We start from the raw sequence: 16609 nt of genomic DNA on the forward strand, positions 1-16609 counted from the left end.
GATGTTGTGTATGACCATAATTAGAGTGTCTGGTTATATACCTCCTTGCTGTGTCGTATTAAAAACAAGTTAAATTAAATAGATTCCCTGGTACTGCAAAGGCCCTGGTGTTGGCCTGAATAACTAATTACTGTTTATAAAACGTTTTCCCTCTGCAGCGATATCAGCAAAAGTTTTTAAATGGTGACTGAGCCGAAGCATAGCTTCCATTTTTTTTGAACGACCAGAACGCGCAGCAGATGAAGTGAGCAGGCGATTATCTTCTTCGTTGAGTTGAATGGTGATGTTGACCTCTTTATACGAAGAATCCCGCTTAGCTGGCTGACTCCAGAAATTTGGTAAATCAGCAAACTCCTTCAAATGGTCACAAAGGCGAAGGGTAGCCTCTTGCTTCTTTGACCTGCCAGATCGTTGTGTTGATTGCGATAACAGTTGGTTTTCATCTACCCAGAGCAAAAGGGATATGTTTATCTCTTTAACATCAAGTTCAGATGTGAATGTTATTTTTTTCATTAAAAATCAACCACGTTAGTCGACGTAAGATGTGGCTAACTAAGAGCCAAAATGTCTTGTGTCTTCATGTGCGCACTTAGGAAAAGTAGTCTTGCCACGATTAACAACACAAGAAACTTATCGCATTATGCAAACATTTTATGGTCATCTCAAGAGGATTTTACTATTTTTGATCATATTAAGATAAATAGTAGATACATATCACCTCAAAAAGAACAGATAGAATTTTCTTATCATATGGAAGTCATTGTTTTGTATTGAATTTTTACCCCCATTTATTAGAATCTCTACATCACTTACTAGAAGAATCCTCAGATGGGTCAATGAAAAATGAAATCTATTAATACCAGTGAAATGCATGCCGGTGAGATGCTCTCAAACGTCATGACAATGAACGGCATTCCGAAGCACAAGCAGGCCTCGCACATTCGTGATGTCTTAAACGTGTCTACCCCTCAAGCACAACGTAAACTCAAAGGAACCGCGCCCTGGGAACTAACGCAATTAGAGCAAGTAGTCAGATCACTTAACATAACGATGAGTCAATTCTTTGCTATGTTCGAAAATGAACTATCAGAAAAACAAGATGCTGTATTTAACATTGAGAAAATAGAGCTACCCTGCAAAATTTACTTATCGAAAGAAAACAGCAAGGAACGCAGAGAATATTCAGCAGTAAAAGTTAATGACAAATGGCACGTATTTAAAACTGAAGAAATTGAGGAAAATGAACTCTACAATGACGCCAGAAGGTTCATAGGTATGATTATAATTGAAAGCAATAAAACTGAAGTAAAGAAAAAAAGAATTGCATTACTTGATGATGACCACGATGTGCTAGAGAGCATCTCTGAAATAATTGGCCATGGCGATTACACCGTCAATTCTTTTTCAAACCTATCTGATTTAGAGGATAAAATATCCACATCTCCTTACGATGTATACGTTATGGATTGGATAGTTCATGAAAAATCAGCCTACGAATCAATAAGGAAAATCAGAGAATCAAAAAAACCACACGCAATGATAATTGTACTTACAGGACAAGACAGCGAGGAAGTTGATGATGAAATAGCTACAGCCATTAGTGATTTTGATATTATAGGTCCATTTAGCAAACCTCTTAAAATAAATTCAATACAGCGACTTATAGATAAATATTTTTTAAGGTGAATATGAAGTTGGATATTGTAAAAAACAATGGAAGCTTGATTAAAAACTCGTCATACATCACCTCATCATTTGACTTATCCAAATCCACATTGGATGGGGTGATAGATAAACTGTCAAGAAGTGATATTTTAAACCATTCACTGAAAAAATTTATAAAGGATTACAGAAATGAAAGTGAACTTAATATAATCAATGGGTTAGGTGTAACCCTTGGTGATTCTATTGTAGGTATTGGAGCGGTTGATTGCATAAAGAAGATAAACAAAAACATAAGAATCTCCCTTATAAGACCTGAATCATGCCATACATATGTAGAGGAAGTGTATTACATTGCAAAACACTTGTTCGAACGTATCGAGTATATGCCATACGATATAAATCGGCTTTCTCATAAGGCTGTCAATATCGATATAGGTAATCAGCTATACTGGAAAGACTTCAATGAGATGGAAATGCATGACTTCTATCTTAAGAATTTAGGCATAGACTGCATGAACATCCCTTCGGAATGGAAGCAGAACCATTGGTTACAGCATGTAATTCAAAGAAAAGAAAATCATAAGTTTAAGTATGCCATTTTCTGCCCTAATGCAAGCACAAAATTAAGGGCAATTCCGGAAAAATATCACTATAAGATAATTGATGAACTACATACGACACTACAAGTTCCAATTGTTGGATTTAGTTCAGTTTCTCATCCAAAATTTAAAAACATAACAGATCAATGTAAAAGCACTTCTGACTTCATTAGAGCAATTGCAAACTCGAGTTATGTGTATACATGTGACTCATCAGCCCTACATATTTCAGCCGCATATGATATTCCTACTACATGTATTTTTACCTCTGTTAGACCAGAGCTAAGAAGCAAATATTACAAACATTGCACATCAATATACATAGGTGATGTAGTGACTGAAAACCTGCACGAATCGGAATGCCCAGCTATAATCAAACATGTTAAAAACAAGTACGAGGAATACTATGAAAATCATTAATATCACCCGTACAGGTATCCTTTCGGTCATGTTTTTAATCTATACATCCGCGACTGCTGGTGAATATAATATTGGTGACCTGACAATAAAGGATGAGAAGTCGCATCGCAGCATTACATTCAGCAAGAAAAATTTAGATAAACTACCGCAATCATCCATCACAACCTCAACCCCATGGCTACCTAAGACAACATTTTCAGGCGTTAGAGTAAAGGATGTACTAGAAGCTACTGGGTTTCATGGCAAGCGGTTAAGAGTTCATGCGCTCAATGACTACTGGGTCGATATCCCAATGAGCGATGTAGATAACTACAATATCCTTTTGGCCAACAGAAGAGGAGATCAAGAATTAAGAGTTAGAGATTTTGGACCTTATTTTGTTGTATATCCTATCGATGATAACCCTTCAGAACTGAGTAAACCAATCTATTACTCTCGTTCAGCATGGCAAGTGGATAGCATAACGGTAATGGAAAAATGAAATTAAAAAAAATCATCGTACAGTATCTGATTGCCTTCATCATGCTGACAGGTTCATTTTACTGGATGTACGACAGGTACTTTTCTACTGAACATAACGTCAGCTCCGCTGGCCCGCAGGAAAACTACGCTTGGGCCATAGCAAAATTCGCTATAAAATTAGCTGCTTTTGAGGCGAAAACAGAAAGACAGCTGAGGTTGGAGTCTACAGATAAAAAAGTGCTACAGAGAGATCTAGACCTATTATTTTCAGGATCAAATGTTTTATTGAATAAAAGCGATTCGACACGTTATCTATATCTAGAGGATGATTACGGTAAAACAATTAATGCAATACATGGAACTCTAGAGAAAATTGATAACGAACTACAAAAGCCAACCCCTGATTTTGATTTGATTCTCAAGTATATTAGCTTTATCCGTGATAAAAACCTTGCCTTGATTGCTATTGCAGACCATGCGGAAGTTAGACAAAGAACTATCATTTATGACGACTACTTGCAGAAAGGTAACTCATTCAAAGTACCTATCATTGCGATATACGTAATTTTGATAATCATGTTGCTTATATCATTCAAGCAGCTTACATCAATGAATAACCAGCTTGAGTCAGAGAAGAAAGCATTTAATAACAAGAATGCATTTCTCGGAAAGCTAGGGCACGAGTTAAGAACCACATTGCAAGCCATTGTTAGCTCCATAGAGGTAATCATTTTCTCTCCAGAGGAAAAGACTAATGAAAAGGTTTTGCGTCGGCTTGAAGGTGCCGTCACTCAAATTGAGCAACAAATGAATGACCTAGCTGAGTACGCAAAAATAGACAACGGCTCGATCAAGATAAATAAATCAATTGTTAATATTAGTGAAATAATCAATCGAACAGTATCTGAATGCAATGCTAAATTCAGTAAAAAGCACTTAGTAGCCACGATAGAACCACAACCACTTGATTTAATAATTAGCGACCAAGTGAGGCTAACTCAAATCATTGAAAACCTCTTAACAAATGCTTTTAAATATACAGATAAAGGTGAAATTTCAATCGCTGCATCACTTACAGATGATAAATCCCACTCAATATTGACTATTGAGATAAAGGATACCGGGATAGGAATCGATAAGGAAAAGCAAAAAATAATTTACCAACCATTCGTCAGAATAGATAACGGTTCCTCCTCCGTCCCTGGTTCAGGAATGGGTCTTGCTATCGTTGATGGTATAATAAAGGCAATGAACGGCAGTATACATTTAAACAGCGAGCCAAATAACGGGAGTTGCTTTACTGTTAAAATTCCTGTTGATATAGCAGATGAATGTGATATGGAAAACCTTGACAATGCACACGTAATAGATGGTGTACATAAAGATTTAACAATTCTTTATGTTGATGATAATGAATTGACCTGTAATTCGATGACATCTACATTGAACAGTGTAGGATATAAAGCGGAAGCGGTTTGCTCTGCAAATAGAGCAATAGAAAAACTAATGCGCATTCCCTATGACATTGTTTTGAGCGACCTGCAAATGCCTGTTATGTCGGGCGACCAGCTATTAAGCATCATTCGGAATCGTGAAGGGCCGAATCAGAACACCCCATTTATATTCATTAGCGCTTACCCTGAAAGTTATACTCATGCAGATGTACCATTGATAGTTAAACCAGGGAGGATTAATGATATCACCAAAGAAATTAACAAATTAATATCATAGAAACACACCGGGCGACATTATCGCCCGTGTCTTCATTTGAAGAATTCAGTAAGTTTTCCAGAAATTCGCTCTTTTACCGCACCAACAAAATCTTCATCTATAAACTGACTCCCCTTAATAACCTTGCCTGGTTCTACAGTTTCCTGCATCACAAAGTAAAGCGCTTCTGAAAGGAACGATGTAAGAAGTACGTTTCCTGCAATCATCTTCAATTTATCATCCAATGATTTCTGATTTTCATCCTTACTCAACTTATTCTCATGCACTCGCAAGCCAAGTTTAAACATTTCCATTACAAAGGCTGCGCGGTTCGCTGTATCGCGAGTTTCACCATCATCAAGCCTAACTTGAACATGGTGGTCTATTTTTTCAAGAAATGAATAGGGAACGGTTAGGTTTACCCTATTTGCGCGTTTTTGACTTTCATCACTCATGTTTTTACATCCAGTATTGATTAGATTGACTTGCACTCGGTTCTCGGCCTGTTAGTTGAGGTGCAGGTATTTCGCGTTTAAAAAAAACACAAACAAGCGTCACCATCTAGCCACTCAAGCGGAACCATCGTGTAACCATTGAAGCGTAATCATAGTTAACCTATTGATAGTATTGCAAGCACTAAAAAGAATCCATTGAGTAACCAATAGGTTACTTATTAGTATCACTTAAGAAACCATCGCAATCGAACAAAAAACACCCAATCATACTATAATCAATTGATATTAAAGGAAACATCCAGAAAATTTTAATTTGCGAGTGGTGTGTTCTTTTCTGGTTCTAAAATTCGCGTCTGGTATAATCGTCATTCCGGTTGTTTTAATTTCAGGGGCACTTGGATGAACTCATCGTTAGCGCGAGCATGCACAACTGTGTTTCTTTTTATATCGACCTGGGTCCATGCGGATTGTTTCGATCGCGCAGGGCGCTATTACAGTATTGACCCTGATTACATCCGGTCAATTGCTTATCGCGAATCCTCCTTCAATCCTCGTGCGATAAACAACAATAAAAATAAGCAGGGGAAGATCGTAAGTACTGATTACGGTGTAATGCAGATTAACAGTAAAACGTTGCAAAGGTTCCGCAGGGATTATCCTCAGTTAACGATAGAACGTCTGTTAAATGAGCCTTGCTTAAACATTCATGTTGGGGCCATGGTACTACGGCGTAATTTTAATGCCTATGGAGCTACCTGGCTCGCTGTGGGGATGTACAACGCTGGAGTTAAGAATAAAGATGAGACTATCGCTGCACGACACCGTTATGCCATGAAAATAGATAGTATCTATAAAGGGATCAAGGCCGGTAACATAAAAGCCAAAGTAATCGACTGAACATCATCTTATCCACATATGCACATGAATCTAAGCCAGTGAAATTTCCTATCCAACTCGAGAGGAAATGAACGGGAGCGGTTATTTCACCGGGGCAAGGTGAAATAACGATGATTGTGTAGATGTGGATAAGCGTATAACTCAAACTGGCACTGCCAAAATCATACATGATTTTGGTGCTAACCTGGGCGCCCCTTTGGGGCAGCGGGAGCGGGAAATTTATTTTCCGCTGGGCGGGTGGGGAGAATAAGCCTCACCCCCTCAATGGGGGATTAGGCTTATAGGCGCGCGAAAATCATCATATCAAATATCACTCCGATTTTTTCACCCATTCTATCTTTAAAAAACCCCAGTCAACGCTCTGACCGGGGAATGACCTCACAAAACTAAATTCTGGGCAATGATATGGATTTCATGAGACAAACCGTGGTAGAAAAAATCACACCGGAAGTTATTCAGCTTCCCTTTGTGATAAGCCTCTACATTGCATTCTTCGGTTATAAGTTCACAGCCATACTTTTCCAGTGCTATCTCTAACGCTTTTTTGATAAGTGCGTCTGACCTTGCCCGTTCTGTTAAAACGTACTTAGCGCCGCCAAAAACTTCATTGAACGGTGAACTATTGTCTTCGTACATATCTTGCATCGCATCAAAACGGCCATACTTATATTTGTCGGTAATTTCTCGAACTTGTTTTTCTGTTGGACCATCAGTCCAACCAATGTACACACAATCATAATCACGTTTACGAACAGAAAACTTAACTTTTGGATGTGCAGCCTTGAGTTCTTTTCTTATGTTAATGGCTACCCCCTTTGCTCCGAGATCATCAGTTTGCAATAATTTATACTCAGGTAAGTTTTTCACCCTCTCCTTTTCCTGGGAAAACCTTTCCCTTTCTAATTTCTCTTCTTCTGCTTTTTTTTCTGTGATCACATCGGTATATTCAATGGCCATCTTCACTGCATCAACGGTGGCAACCTCTTCATGAATAGACCATTGCGCACTTCGCAAAATGCACTCAGGAATGAACCGTGAACGTTCGCCATTAAAAAATGCAATATCAAACTTTGCGTTTCCACCCCCCTGCCGGATAACCCCGTTCACATTTGTATCTTGACCGTATTGAGATTGCTCACCATTAATAGAACAGACAACCCCTCTCCCCAACCCATAGAGTTCGGTGCTAACAATCTGGCCAACGACAATGATTTTTTTAGCTTGTGTTTTCATCAGTGATTTCCTTAATATTTTCATGTGATTTATAACAGCGTCTCTGAGTTATTCGCCCAGGTGTTGAGCTATTCAGCGTTTTTTACAAAACCGACTTGTAGTGTCAGGTCTGAGATGAATCCCGATTCAAATGTCCAGGCACGCCAAACCAATCGACCTTCACTGCGTATTTCGATTTGTTGGCCATGTTTGCTGTCCGCTGCAATTGCAACGCAGTACCCCGTTTTTAACTTTGGTTGCGCAGCTTCAATAATTTGTTTCGCTCGTGCCTCAACAGAAATGATTTATTCATCGTATCTTTCGGTAGATTTTCTTGTGGCGGTTTTGACGTTGACGTTTTGTGTATTCATGCTGTTTTTCTCCTCGGGTTATTATTTTTATCTTTCGGTTAGTCATCTCGCGGCAAGGGCGAACGGAGTGCGGCCGCAGGCAGAACTCAAGGGGCGAAGACGAAAAGTTTTTGACCAAAGGGAGGAAAGTTTTTGGCGGAGTGAATTAAAACCCCTTGAGAGATGACCAGGCAGTGCTACGTTTAAGCCCTGCGAGAAGACTGACAGAATGATATGCACCAGGTAGACGAGCAGGAATATACCCGACACGGCGGAACGTCGGGGCGCCCTTAGCGAGAGTCGCCAGGCGATGAACAGTGAAAGCGGCGCAGGCATTAGCCTGCTGCAAGCGCCTGCCCTGCCGTTACCGTTGGCTTTCAGACCCTAGCCGACAGGTCCGAAACCCGTAGGGGTTCGGCGAGACTTGTCGTCCGCTTGCGGATGGCTAGTCGAGTAGGGCTCGATAGCTGGACGCTTGCGGCCGGCTACCGAAGGAAGCACCAGGTCATGTGATTTTCCCTGATGTCCCTGGCACACCGGCAATCGATAAAAATGGATATGTCCTGGCTTTGCAGATCAAAGAGGTTTTCTATTAGTACGAGGAATAAGCAAAGTCGGGCTGGATAACATCGTTCAGGGAGACATAATCGACTTATGCAAAGGCACACAACGACAAACGGCGCCGCAGGCGCCGTCTCTCGATGATGTTCTGTTGCTTTTTCTTCTGCAGGTGCAAAAGAAGCAGCGCCATATTAACGCTGCCAGTTGCGAGGCGATCCCCGCCTATATTTCCGAACTACCCACCCATTCGGCACCCAGGTACGCATCCCATCCTTCGGGGGCAATGCTGTCGATATCAAGCGCCAACAATTTGTGATGGGTCCAGCCTGTACTGTCGGGGCTGATTCTTGCCAGCACATTACCTGCCAAATTCTGTACTGTGAGGGGGTAGTTTTCGTTACCGATCAATAGATCAGGTTCTTTATCGTTAATAGGCTGCGCAACAATTTTCGACATCATCAGTCTCCGTTTGATGAAGTAACACGGAAGAATAAAACCTAAATCGGCTCATATATTCCCCTTTTCTTCGCTTGTTCAAACATCCGGCACAACAGATCCCGCCGTTCTGTGGTTAGGATTATTTCAAACGCTCACTGGCCAGTTGATAGACGTCGCCCCGCTCACGTTTGCCAACAGCTACAACCGCGATCACAAGGCAATCTTCGATCACTTCATAAACCAGCCGAAACCCCGATGCGCGCAGCTTGATTTTGTAGCACCCCGGCATTCCACGCAGTTTCGCCGAAGCTATATGAGGGTTTTCGCAACACTTTTTCAATTTCTTGGCAAACTGCTGCTGTAGTGTCTTATCCAGCTTGCGCCACTCTTTGGCCGCCGATTCGCGAAACTTGACCGTATATGTCATGCAAAATTGTCCAAATCGACGTCAATCAGTGCCTCTTTTCGGCGTTGGGTAACAAGCTTAACAAGCTCCTGATCGTCCAAGGCATCGAGCATTTGCTCATACAATGCGGCAGGCACGCAATAAAAAGCAGGCTGGTTCCTGTTCAAAATAGCCACAGGATAACCGTCACCTGCACCGACAGTCTCCATCGGGTTTTTCTTCAGTTCACTGATACTCGCGCTGGTATCACTAAGAATGATATTTGGCATGTTGCCTCCATTAATAAGACCACTTAACAGGTCTTATTATACCTTATAAAAGACCTGTTAACAGGTCTTTTTACCGATAAATTCGACTGTAGTTCACTAATAAGCGGCTACCTGTAAGAGTTCTCGACTCTCAAAGTGAGGTCCAATCGATACCGCGCATGTTCAACCGCTCTTTCACCAATGGCACCAAACCACTCACGGGTACATTGCTGCGCTTTGACCCAGTACTGGATGATTTCATAATCGAGTTTCGGCTTTTCATCATTTGAGTACACCACCGAACCCCCTGCCGCCCATTCGCCCATTCTCCTGAAGATTTCGTAAAGTGCCTCTTCAAGTGCATCATCCGCCATAATATTTTCGGCATACGACTCGTTCATGTCTTCCAAATAGACAAGCTCCATAACCAAGGCTCTGATTGCCTCCGGGTGCTTCACTCCGGGCTTTTCCCACGGTTCAATATCATCGACCGGACACAGGTTCACTTCCCCATATCTTTCAGAGTGTTCCTGCGTGGCGGTTTTGAAGTTGACGTTTTGTGTGTTCATGCTGGCATCCCTCTTCGGTGGTTGGTTTATCTCTCGTCGGAACCTGGCGCGGCAAAAAAGCTGCAGTAGCGACGCGAACGGGGGACAGCAAGGGCGCCGCTTGCGGCGATTTATCCTCCCTTGAGGGCACACGGGCGACGGTGCTACAAAAGCGGCCGCGTAAGGGCCGATGAGGGATAGCCACCGGTGAGATGAGCAGGAACGCACCCGACACGGCGACATGCCGGGGCGTCATTAGCGATCGTCGCCAAGGCGTCGAACAGTGAAAGCGGCGCAGGCAACAGCCTGCTGCAAGCGCCTGCCCTGCAGTTGCCGTTGGCTTTCAGACCCTAGCCGACAGGTCCGAAACCCGTAGGGGTTCGGCGAGACTTGTCGTCCGCTTGCGGATGGCTAGTCGAGTAGGGCTCGATAGCTGGACGCTTGCGGCCGGCTACCGAAGGAAGCCCCAGCCCCAGTCCATATGTTTTTCCCTGAGGTACCAGGAACACCGGCAATTATTTTTCCTGCAGCTGCAGCGCGACAACAACGGGGTATACTGAGGGGAATATCCTGGAGAACGCGATCATGTCATTTAACCTTGCCAACAAATCGAAAGACGAAATGGACAAGCTCTACGTCGACAAAGAAGCTGCCGGCGTCGCCTTCAAAGAACGCTATAACCAGCCCGTGATCGCCGAGCAGGTAGCCGCCACCCAACCCAGTCACCTGCAGGATTATTTTTTCGAAAGGTTGAAGGTACACCGTGAATACAGCAAAACATTGGGTCGCCTTGAGCCACAACACGACGACAGAAAATAAGGAAAGGGGCTGTGCGAATAAGCAGACAAAAAAAAGGCGCCGCCAGGCGCCTTGTTAGCTTTTATGCTTTCTTTCTCAGCCCTTTGAAATAGCGGCCCCTGGGCAGGCGTTCCCCCGGATTCAAACGACGTTCCCACTCGCGAAAAGCTGGTTTGGTCTTCTTGCATGGACCCACCATATTGCTATATTTTTGCGTGACGGTCACGGTTGTTCGCCCATATTTATGCACATTTTCCATCAGGCTAGAGGGCATACCAAACTCTTCAAAAAGGCCGCTCATAATAAATTCCTTCGTAACAGATTTCACTTTTCGAAACCGCGAGATAGGGCATTAGGGCAGGCTATTGGTTTTCTCACGACTACGCATTTTTTCAACATACCGGCACCACGCAATTTCACTAATGTCTATAACCAATAGAATGTAACTTATTGGAGATAAGCAACGCATTGAAGGTGCGTTCTGCCTCAGTCAGATCCCCTTCCATACCCTTCAGTCTTTCCATGATGGTCCACAGGGCATCGGTTTTGTAGTGCTGGAGTTTACTACCGACACTGCACGGGAAACGCTCGAACCATGCGAAGAAACCCTCAGTCAGATCGTCTTCATAAATATCCTGTTTGCTCCAGTAAGCATACCATGCACCGACGCTGCTCGGTGTGGCAAACGCCAGCTCAACCTCAGCCTGTGCCAATCGGTTTTGATACCGCCGGCGCTTCTGCTGTTCTTCCCGCGATCGCCGACGATGTTTCCGCTCGGCCTGCATATCCCACTTGCGTTCGCGTCTTTCGCGACAAAGCTCGCCATAGGCGGGGAACAAGGTTGCCGCAACATCGCCAGACAGCGGCAGCGGGCTATATTGGCCACCGCTTTCGATCAGCCTGTCCAATGCCTCAATGTATTGCGCGATGGGTGCGCCGCCCCGCTCATCTGGGGAATAATTTGACGATAACTGACGGATGTCACTCGCTAAAATCTGCCCCCGCCCGTTGTTCAATACTTTGAAAAAAGCCTTTGCATACGGAAATGCTGCGATCCGCTTCCCCTGCGTTTTCTTGCGTTCGACCAACACCACGGCATGAACGGCGGCTTGCTGATATTCGTTGACCGGCACCTCGGCGCCTGCGCTGCACAAAAATATCGCGGTAGCTTCATCACCCTTAGGGCTGATCCGACATACGACCGGCACCTGACCACAGAACTCGCACGCTTCTTCGGCGTTCGCCACCCATCCCACTGGCAGCGCCAGCACACCGAGAACAGCATTGTTCAACTGACGCCGCCATTCCCTGCCCCGGTCACGGTATTCTTCCAGCTCGCTCGGACTAATCGCGGTTAACTGCTCAAGGCTCAATTTTTGATTTTTCATGGTTTTGTTCTGCCGCCTTACGGCGGCAGCTCCCTGTCAGTTAAGCAGCTTGATTGTCATTGGCGGCGTTATCGATGTCGGTATCATCCTCCGCATTACCGGTGCTCCCGGCGTCTTCCTGCGGCACTTCAACGGTTGTCATGCAGCCCGGCAACCAGTCAGTCTCTTTGAGCACGGCCTCGGCGAACTCTGCGGCATCTTTACGAGTCAGCGTCTCAGCATCACGGGCTTTACCGGTTTTGCCTGCACTGTTGAGTGCGTCAACGATTTGGTCTTTACCGATGCGTGAGAAATAGTTAGCTGATGTCGGTTTCCACCAGTCGCCGATCTGGAAGTCCAATGCCTTCTCGACGGGGGCCAGCGAGTGGCTCACGCGTTGGTTATAGATCTGGGCGCTAATTCCATCGATGCCCTGCGCCACACAGTAGGTAAGCAATGCCAGCACGTCGGCTTGTTGCCACGTCAGCAACCATGTGAAATCGGCAGTCCAATCTTGCGGGAATCGGCTCAGCCAGCTTTCGTGCAGTTCAGTCAGCTTTTGGTTGGCAAGGCCGTTCTCAATATCTGCATTAGCGGCCTGTTTCAGACAAATGTTGCGCTGGCTCTCCACCGTGGTGTGCATCACGCTGTAATAGCCTTTATTATCGAAAATGCTGCGTGCCAGCTTATAGGTATGCATCGCCAGCGCGACGGCAGGATTCTGGGCCAGTGTTGCGGCGACCGCCAAAGTGCGCTCTGCGGACAAGCTGGTGATCAGTGCAGCTGACAGACTCTTTTCGGACGGCGGTGTTTCGGCTTTAATTTTCTCGCGCTCAACCTTTTTTTCCTGCTTGATGTCTTCCATCTTCATGACGCCGCGTTGAATGCAGATTTTGCCATCTTTCAGATAGGCAACGACCCCGGCCTTGGCCTTGACATCCTCTGCCCACACGCTTTTTTCAGCGTCTTCATTGATCTCGTCAATACGCGCTTCGATTTGCTCTAAACGTGGGGTATGTTCCCATTGGTCATCAGCATCCTCGATCATGTTTTCAATAGTTTCTTTCTCACCCTCAAGCTGGCGAATGTCTTCACGCTGTTCATCAGTGAGTTTTGGATACAAGCGGATGGTAGAAAATGCTTTTTCATCCTCTCCCCAAGATTTGACTTCGTTATAACGGCCCAGCGCCCATGCCCAGCCTTCGTTTTTAGCCGCCGTGTCTGCCGCCGCCTGCAATTTTGCGATCGCCAGCGTTTCGAGCTGAATGGGATTGGTCAGAATGACGCTCTCGGCAAACAGGTCCTCGCGGGTTTCGCCCCCTGCCGCCTTATAAGCCTCCAGACCAACAAACGCCACCAAATGGCTATCAGCCGCCGCCACCTCGTCGTTCAGCACACTCTCACGCAACGCTTTAAAGGTCTGGCGGGATTCATGATGACGGGCGTTATTCCACACCTGACACTGACGCTGATGGTCATCCGTCGCGGCTAACGCACCCAACTGGTCGAGAGTGATTTGGTCGGTTTTCAGTAATTCCTGCAACTGAGGGGCTACCGTCGTCAATTTGAGGCATTTTCTGACATGCGCAGTACGGTAGCCAAGAATTGCCGCGATTTGCTCAACCGGTGTCCCGTCTTCCGCCATATCACGGAAGTTCGCCAGTTGGTCGGCAGGCGTCAGGTTTGAGCGCTGTCCGTTCTCGGCATAAGAAATCGCACGGGCTTTGTCTTCATCGACTACTTTCGCCACGACCGGGAATTCTGGCGTCACCGGCACTCCCGCCGCTGACCGGCCTTGTTCCATGAGCAGGTTGAGCGCCAAACGGCGGGTTTCACCAGCAGCGACACCAAACTGGCCATCAGCCATGCGGAATACGACGAGGTTTTGCAGTACGCCTACCCCTTCAATGCTGGTCGCCCGTCCCTCAATGTCTGCGGCCGTTGCCGGAGTTTTACGGGCGTTCAGGCTGGTTTTCACCAATTGCTTGAGCATGAGAACTTCAACCGGGGCATATGCCAACGTCTCCTCAACAAACTGAGTTGAGTCATTTGTCGCCGCTGCTTTAGTCGCAGATTTTTTCGGGGTTGATTTTGCTTTGGTCGGTGCTTTAGTATCGATGTTAGACATGTGATTTCTCTCCAAAAGTTATTACGGTCAAGCCGGTCAGACGGGCGTCAAATCCGGCGGTATAGAGCAGGGGCAACCCTGCTTTTTTACTTCTCTTCGGCGATCTGCCAGTGCGTCCAGTTGGCTTCGTCACTGGCGGCAACAGGCCAGCCATCAACGACCCAGACGGCCAGCGAATCAAAATCCCCTTCTGCCAGAACGAAATACTCAGCAAGTGCCGGAACAGACGGCGGTGCCATCGTGCCGGTAGTACGGCCCCCACAGGCCAACTGCACATGACGAACAAGGTCATACACCTGCGCGTCAGACAGACCACCGTTGTTCAGTGCTGATGCTGCTGTAGGCTTCGTTGTCGCGCCTTTGACGTTTTGTTGAGCCATGTTGAAATCCTCCGTGGGGTGATAACTGATGCCGCTGTGAGTATTCGCCGTCGCAAGAAAACTGATTCAGCACGGCGATGAGCGGCGGCAAGGGGCGGAGACAAAAAGTTTTTATGACCATAGGGAGGAAAAAGTTTTTGGTGGAGTTCATTACACCCCTTGCCGTTTAAGCGAGGCGTTGTGCTGTTATCAGTTGCGGCGGGAAGACTTACTGCGGCTAAAGCACCCTGGCAGATTGAATAGGGATCAACCCGACACAGCGGGCGCGACAGCGAACGTTGGGGCGTCCTTAGCGATCGTCGCCAGGGCGACGAACAGTGAAAGCGTTGCAGGCGATAGCCTGCTTAAAGCGCATGCCCTGGACGTTGGCTTGCAGCCCTGAGCCGAAGGGCCCGAAACCCGTAGGGGTTCGGCGAGACTTGTCAGCCGCGAAAGCGGATGGCTAGCCGAGTAGACTGATGGTCGGGCGCTTGCGGCCGGCCACCGCCCCGGACATATCGTTTTATCGTGATCTATCTGCTATACCGGCAAACCGCGTCACATTGGTATCTTCAGATAAGAGGACGTTTTAGATAAGCCATAAAAACGGATTGATTTACCACGGTAATTCCCATTCCAGACCAGTTCATTTACGATAGTTAACTGCTCTACACCCGTATTCACCACCGAAGGAGATACTTCGATATGTTAGGCTCTCGCCAGCAAGAATTGGTTGTCAGTGAAACGGACATAGACGCAGCGCTAACCCATCTCCGGACGCTTCCCTATCGCCCACAGATCCCGATGAGTTGGGATCGTCAGCACTTGCTGGACCTTCTGCGCGAAGCGATAGGAAACAGGCCCAAAATTAACGAGTGCCACACTATTGCGCCTGGTGTCTTCGCCATCATCCAGCCGTTCGGAATTGATCTGCTCTCACGCGGCGAACCTGATGGTCGGCTCCAGGTTTGGTTACTGGTTCGCTCAGCGGGAACTGATCCGACTCGACTCACTACCCTGCAATGAGGGTTCCCCTTACTCACTTTCCCTCTATCCGCTGGGGTATTGCAGGGCCGATAGAGGGGCGGCGCAGCCGCCTGCCCTTTTATCGGCCTGTCACAGCAGGTGACAAGGGGTTTGCGCGCGGATAAAAATGGCGTTGCCGGCTCACTTTTATCTGTGCCTGAGAACGGGCCGGTATCCAGCCCGTTTACCATAATCCATCAACGATCGCTGACAATCTCCTCAACAATCGCGGTGAGGTAGTCCCAGTTGTACCCAATGCCCGCATCGTGCCGGTCGGTGGCCAACGCCATCGATGCCTCGATTTCTTCTGGCGTCAACGTGCCATCAATCGATAAGAAATCGTCTGCCAGCCAGAAAGTGCCACAACAGAGGGTCTCCGGGGAGTAACCTTGCAAGCGTTGGATAAAGGTGGCAATTGTCATCTCGTTCATGATAAGTCCTCATAGCGTTAAGAAGGGGCGGCATCGCCGCCCGCGTTTGGATCCCTGTCAGTCAAGCGCCCTGCGAATATCGGCGCACTCCGGGTGCGTCTCGATGTAAGCCCATAGCTCCTCTTCCCGCTGCATATACAGATTCACCATCCCGGCATTCCCCTTTTCGTGATGCAACCAACACCGACGGTTAATGACCAATGACGTCAGCACGATACCGGCAGCGTCGCCGCTAATGGTTTTATCAAACCAGTTGTCGGTATTGACCAGATGTACCAGCTCGAAGTCCGGCGCCAAATAGCCGCCACCTTCCGGCAGGCGGATGAAATGCCAGAACCCGCCGTTGTACTCCGGCAGATAGCGATCGGCGGTGGTGTACACCTGCCTTTCAGCCAACAAAAAATCATTAGCAAACAGGTATGGCAGGAATGACAGACGATCGGATTCACACACGTGCAGTTCGGCGGAATGTGCATGTTGCATGGGACTACCTCCACAGTTTCAGGGTTAGCGACACAGCCGCGCCGGA

20 protein-coding genes are annotated in these 16609 nt (G+C 46.3%); 6 read left to right on the forward strand and 14 right to left on the reverse strand.

Features of this window, described 5'->3' with window-relative positions:
• Positions 1-123 precede the first annotated feature (123 nt).
• A complete protein-coding gene (locus VGM55_RS05830; RefSeq protein WP_331634899.1) occupies positions 124-513 on the reverse strand; it encodes a TraY domain-containing protein in 390 nt (129 codons plus the stop codon).
• A gap of 330 nt (positions 514-843) precedes the next feature.
• Between VGM55_RS05830 and VGM55_RS05835 the strand changes: the two genes are divergently transcribed.
• From VGM55_RS05835 to VGM55_RS05850, 4 genes are read left to right on the forward strand one after another with little or no spacing between them, the layout of a single operon-like run.
• Positions 844-1686, forward strand: a complete 843-nt coding sequence (locus tag VGM55_RS05835; RefSeq protein WP_331634900.1) for a helix-turn-helix domain-containing protein — start codon at positions 844-846, stop codon at positions 1684-1686.
• 2 nt (positions 1687-1688) lie between these two features.
• Complete coding sequence (locus VGM55_RS05840) at positions 1689-2684, forward strand: hypothetical protein (RefSeq protein WP_331634901.1); 996 nt, start codon at positions 1689-1691, stop codon at positions 2682-2684.
• Positions 2671-3165 (forward strand): oxidoreductase, encoded by a 495-nt coding sequence (locus VGM55_RS05845; protein ID WP_331634902.1) that lies wholly within the window; start codon positions 2671-2673, stop codon positions 3163-3165. The genes VGM55_RS05840 and VGM55_RS05845 overlap by 14 nt, the downstream gene beginning before the upstream one ends.
• Positions 3162-4877 carry a hybrid sensor histidine kinase/response regulator gene (locus VGM55_RS05850; protein WP_331634903.1) on the forward strand — a complete coding sequence of 572 codons (1716 nt, stop codon included), beginning with the start codon at positions 3162-3164 and terminating at the stop codon, positions 4875-4877. Before VGM55_RS05845 ends, VGM55_RS05850 begins: the two co-directional genes overlap by 4 nt.
• Before the next feature lie 32 nt (positions 4878-4909).
• Here VGM55_RS05850 and VGM55_RS05855 read toward each other — a convergent pair whose 3' ends face one another.
• A complete protein-coding gene (locus tag VGM55_RS05855; RefSeq protein ID WP_331634904.1) occupies positions 4910-5311 on the reverse strand; it encodes a hypothetical protein in 402 nt (133 codons plus the stop codon).
• A 399-nt stretch (positions 5312-5710) separates the two neighbouring features.
• On the opposite strand from VGM55_RS05855, the gene VGM55_RS05860 reads away from it, so the two are divergent.
• Complete coding sequence (locus VGM55_RS05860; protein WP_331634905.1) at positions 5711-6208, forward strand: lytic transglycosylase domain-containing protein; 498 nt, start codon at positions 5711-5713, stop codon at positions 6206-6208.
• A gap of 378 nt (positions 6209-6586) precedes the next feature.
• On the opposite strand, the gene VGM55_RS05865 is transcribed toward VGM55_RS05860, so the two are convergent.
• The 6 genes from VGM55_RS05865 to VGM55_RS05885 all read right to left on the reverse strand — a co-directional run bounded on the left by VGM55_RS05865 (position 6587) and on the right by VGM55_RS05885 (position 9992).
• Complete coding sequence (locus VGM55_RS05865) at positions 6587-7441, reverse strand: LPD29 domain-containing protein (protein WP_331634906.1); 855 nt, start codon at positions 7439-7441, stop codon at positions 6587-6589.
• A 68-nt stretch (positions 7442-7509) separates the two neighbouring features.
• Positions 7510-7725: a DUF905 family protein gene (locus tag VGM55_RS27485; protein WP_414648210.1), complete on the reverse strand. Its 216-nt coding sequence runs from the start codon at positions 7723-7725 to the stop codon at positions 7510-7512.
• An 828-nt stretch (positions 7726-8553) separates the two neighbouring features.
• Complete coding sequence (locus tag VGM55_RS05870; protein WP_331634907.1) at positions 8554-8790, reverse strand: hypothetical protein; 237 nt, start codon at positions 8788-8790, stop codon at positions 8554-8556.
• A 118-nt stretch (positions 8791-8908) separates the two neighbouring features.
• Positions 8909-9196 carry a type II toxin-antitoxin system RelE/ParE family toxin gene (locus VGM55_RS05875; protein WP_331634908.1) on the reverse strand — a complete coding sequence of 96 codons (288 nt, stop codon included), beginning with the start codon at positions 9194-9196 and terminating at the stop codon, positions 8909-8911.
• Positions 9193-9444, reverse strand: a complete 252-nt coding sequence (locus VGM55_RS05880) for an antitoxin (RefSeq protein ID WP_331634909.1) — start codon at positions 9442-9444, stop codon at positions 9193-9195. Before VGM55_RS05880 ends, VGM55_RS05875 begins: the two co-directional genes overlap by 4 nt.
• A gap of 107 nt (positions 9445-9551) precedes the next feature.
• Positions 9552-9992 carry a dehydrogenase gene (locus VGM55_RS05885; protein ID WP_331634910.1) on the reverse strand — a complete coding sequence of 147 codons (441 nt, stop codon included), beginning with the start codon at positions 9990-9992 and terminating at the stop codon, positions 9552-9554.
• 564 nt (positions 9993-10556) lie between these two features.
• Between VGM55_RS05885 and VGM55_RS05890 the strand changes: the two genes are divergently transcribed.
• The gene (locus tag VGM55_RS05890; protein ID WP_331634911.1) at positions 10557-10790 is read left to right on the forward strand and encodes a DNA polymerase III subunit theta; all 234 of its coding nucleotides are present in this window, start codon (positions 10557-10559) and stop codon (positions 10788-10790) included.
• Between the two features lie 61 nt (positions 10791-10851).
• Here the strand turns inward: VGM55_RS05890 and VGM55_RS05895 are convergent, their stop codons facing one another.
• The 6 genes from VGM55_RS05895 to VGM55_RS05920 form a co-directional block, all read right to left on the reverse strand.
• A complete protein-coding gene (locus tag VGM55_RS05895; RefSeq protein ID WP_331634912.1) occupies positions 10852-11070 on the reverse strand; it encodes a hypothetical protein in 219 nt (72 codons plus the stop codon).
• Between the two features lie 118 nt (positions 11071-11188).
• On the reverse strand, positions 11189-12157 hold the full coding sequence (gene psiB, locus VGM55_RS05900; RefSeq protein WP_331634913.1) for a conjugation system SOS inhibitor PsiB: 969 nt from the start codon (positions 12155-12157) through the stop codon (positions 11189-11191).
• A 40-nt stretch (positions 12158-12197) separates the two neighbouring features.
• Positions 12198-14264 (reverse strand): ParB/RepB/Spo0J family partition protein, encoded by a 2067-nt coding sequence (locus VGM55_RS05905; protein WP_331634914.1) that lies wholly within the window; start codon positions 14262-14264, stop codon positions 12198-12200.
• Between the two features lie 86 nt (positions 14265-14350).
• Complete coding sequence (locus VGM55_RS05910; RefSeq protein ID WP_331634915.1) at positions 14351-14644, reverse strand: ribulokinase; 294 nt, start codon at positions 14642-14644, stop codon at positions 14351-14353.
• A 1202-nt stretch (positions 14645-15846) separates the two neighbouring features.
• Positions 15847-16080, reverse strand: coding sequence for a hypothetical protein (locus VGM55_RS05915; RefSeq protein WP_331634916.1), 234 nt, complete (start codon positions 16078-16080; stop codon positions 15847-15849).
• Positions 16081-16137: 57 nt separating this feature from the next.
• Positions 16138-16563, reverse strand: a complete 426-nt coding sequence (locus VGM55_RS05920) for an antirestriction protein (RefSeq protein WP_331634917.1) — start codon at positions 16561-16563, stop codon at positions 16138-16140.
• Positions 16564-16609 lie beyond the last annotated feature (46 nt).

Origin of the sequence: Cedecea sp., assembly GCF_036500665.1 — a bacterium.
GTDB lineage: Bacteria > Pseudomonadota > Gammaproteobacteria > Enterobacterales > Enterobacteriaceae > Cedecea.

What these genes read in the sequence shown, in the direction of transcription:
- VGM55_RS05905 (WP_331634914.1), bottom strand. Translation starts at nt 14,264, where the DNA reads ATGTCTAACATCGATACTAAAGCACCGACCAAAGCAAAATCAACCCCG.
- VGM55_RS05890 (WP_331634911.1), top strand. Translation starts at nt 10,557, where the DNA reads ATGTCATTTAACCTTGCCAACAAATCGAAAGACGAAATGGACAAGCTC.
- VGM55_RS05880 (WP_331634909.1), bottom strand. Translation starts at nt 9,444, where the DNA reads ATGCCAAATATCATTCTTAGTGATACCAGCGCGAGTATCAGTGAACTG.
- VGM55_RS05830 (WP_331634899.1), bottom strand. Translation starts at nt 513, where the DNA reads ATGAAAAAAATAACATTCACATCTGAACTTGATGTTAAAGAGATAAAC.
- VGM55_RS05895 (WP_331634912.1), bottom strand. Translation starts at nt 11,070, where the DNA reads ATGAGCGGCCTTTTTGAAGAGTTTGGTATGCCCTCTAGCCTGATGGAA.
- VGM55_RS05860 (WP_331634905.1), top strand. Translation starts at nt 5,711, where the DNA reads ATGAACTCATCGTTAGCGCGAGCATGCACAACTGTGTTTCTTTTTATA.
- VGM55_RS05915 (WP_331634916.1), bottom strand. Translation starts at nt 16,080, where the DNA reads ATGAACGAGATGACAATTGCCACCTTTATCCAACGCTTGCAAGGTTAC.
- VGM55_RS05885 (WP_331634910.1), bottom strand. Translation starts at nt 9,992, where the DNA reads ATGAACACACAAAACGTCAACTTCAAAACCGCCACGCAGGAACACTCT.
- VGM55_RS05910 (WP_331634915.1), bottom strand. Translation starts at nt 14,644, where the DNA reads ATGGCTCAACAAAACGTCAAAGGCGCGACAACGAAGCCTACAGCAGCA.
- VGM55_RS05920 (WP_331634917.1), bottom strand. Translation starts at nt 16,563, where the DNA reads ATGCAACATGCACATTCCGCCGAACTGCACGTGTGTGAATCCGATCGT.
- VGM55_RS05850 (WP_331634903.1), top strand. Translation starts at nt 3,162, where the DNA reads ATGAAATTAAAAAAAATCATCGTACAGTATCTGATTGCCTTCATCATG.
- VGM55_RS05875 (WP_331634908.1), bottom strand. Translation starts at nt 9,196, where the DNA reads ATGACATATACGGTCAAGTTTCGCGAATCGGCGGCCAAAGAGTGGCGC.
- VGM55_RS05840 (WP_331634901.1), top strand. Translation starts at nt 1,689, where the DNA reads ATGAAGTTGGATATTGTAAAAAACAATGGAAGCTTGATTAAAAACTCG.
- psiB (WP_331634913.1), bottom strand. Translation starts at nt 12,157, where the DNA reads ATGAAAAATCAAAAATTGAGCCTTGAGCAGTTAACCGCGATTAGTCCG.
- VGM55_RS05835 (WP_331634900.1), top strand. Translation starts at nt 844, where the DNA reads ATGAAATCTATTAATACCAGTGAAATGCATGCCGGTGAGATGCTCTCA.
- VGM55_RS05845 (WP_331634902.1), top strand. Translation starts at nt 2,671, where the DNA reads ATGAAAATCATTAATATCACCCGTACAGGTATCCTTTCGGTCATGTTT.
- VGM55_RS05855 (WP_331634904.1), bottom strand. Translation starts at nt 5,311, where the DNA reads ATGAGTGATGAAAGTCAAAAACGCGCAAATAGGGTAAACCTAACCGTT.
- VGM55_RS05870 (WP_331634907.1), bottom strand. Translation starts at nt 8,790, where the DNA reads ATGATGTCGAAAATTGTTGCGCAGCCTATTAACGATAAAGAACCTGAT.
- VGM55_RS05865 (WP_331634906.1), bottom strand. Translation starts at nt 7,441, where the DNA reads ATGAAAACACAAGCTAAAAAAATCATTGTCGTTGGCCAGATTGTTAGC.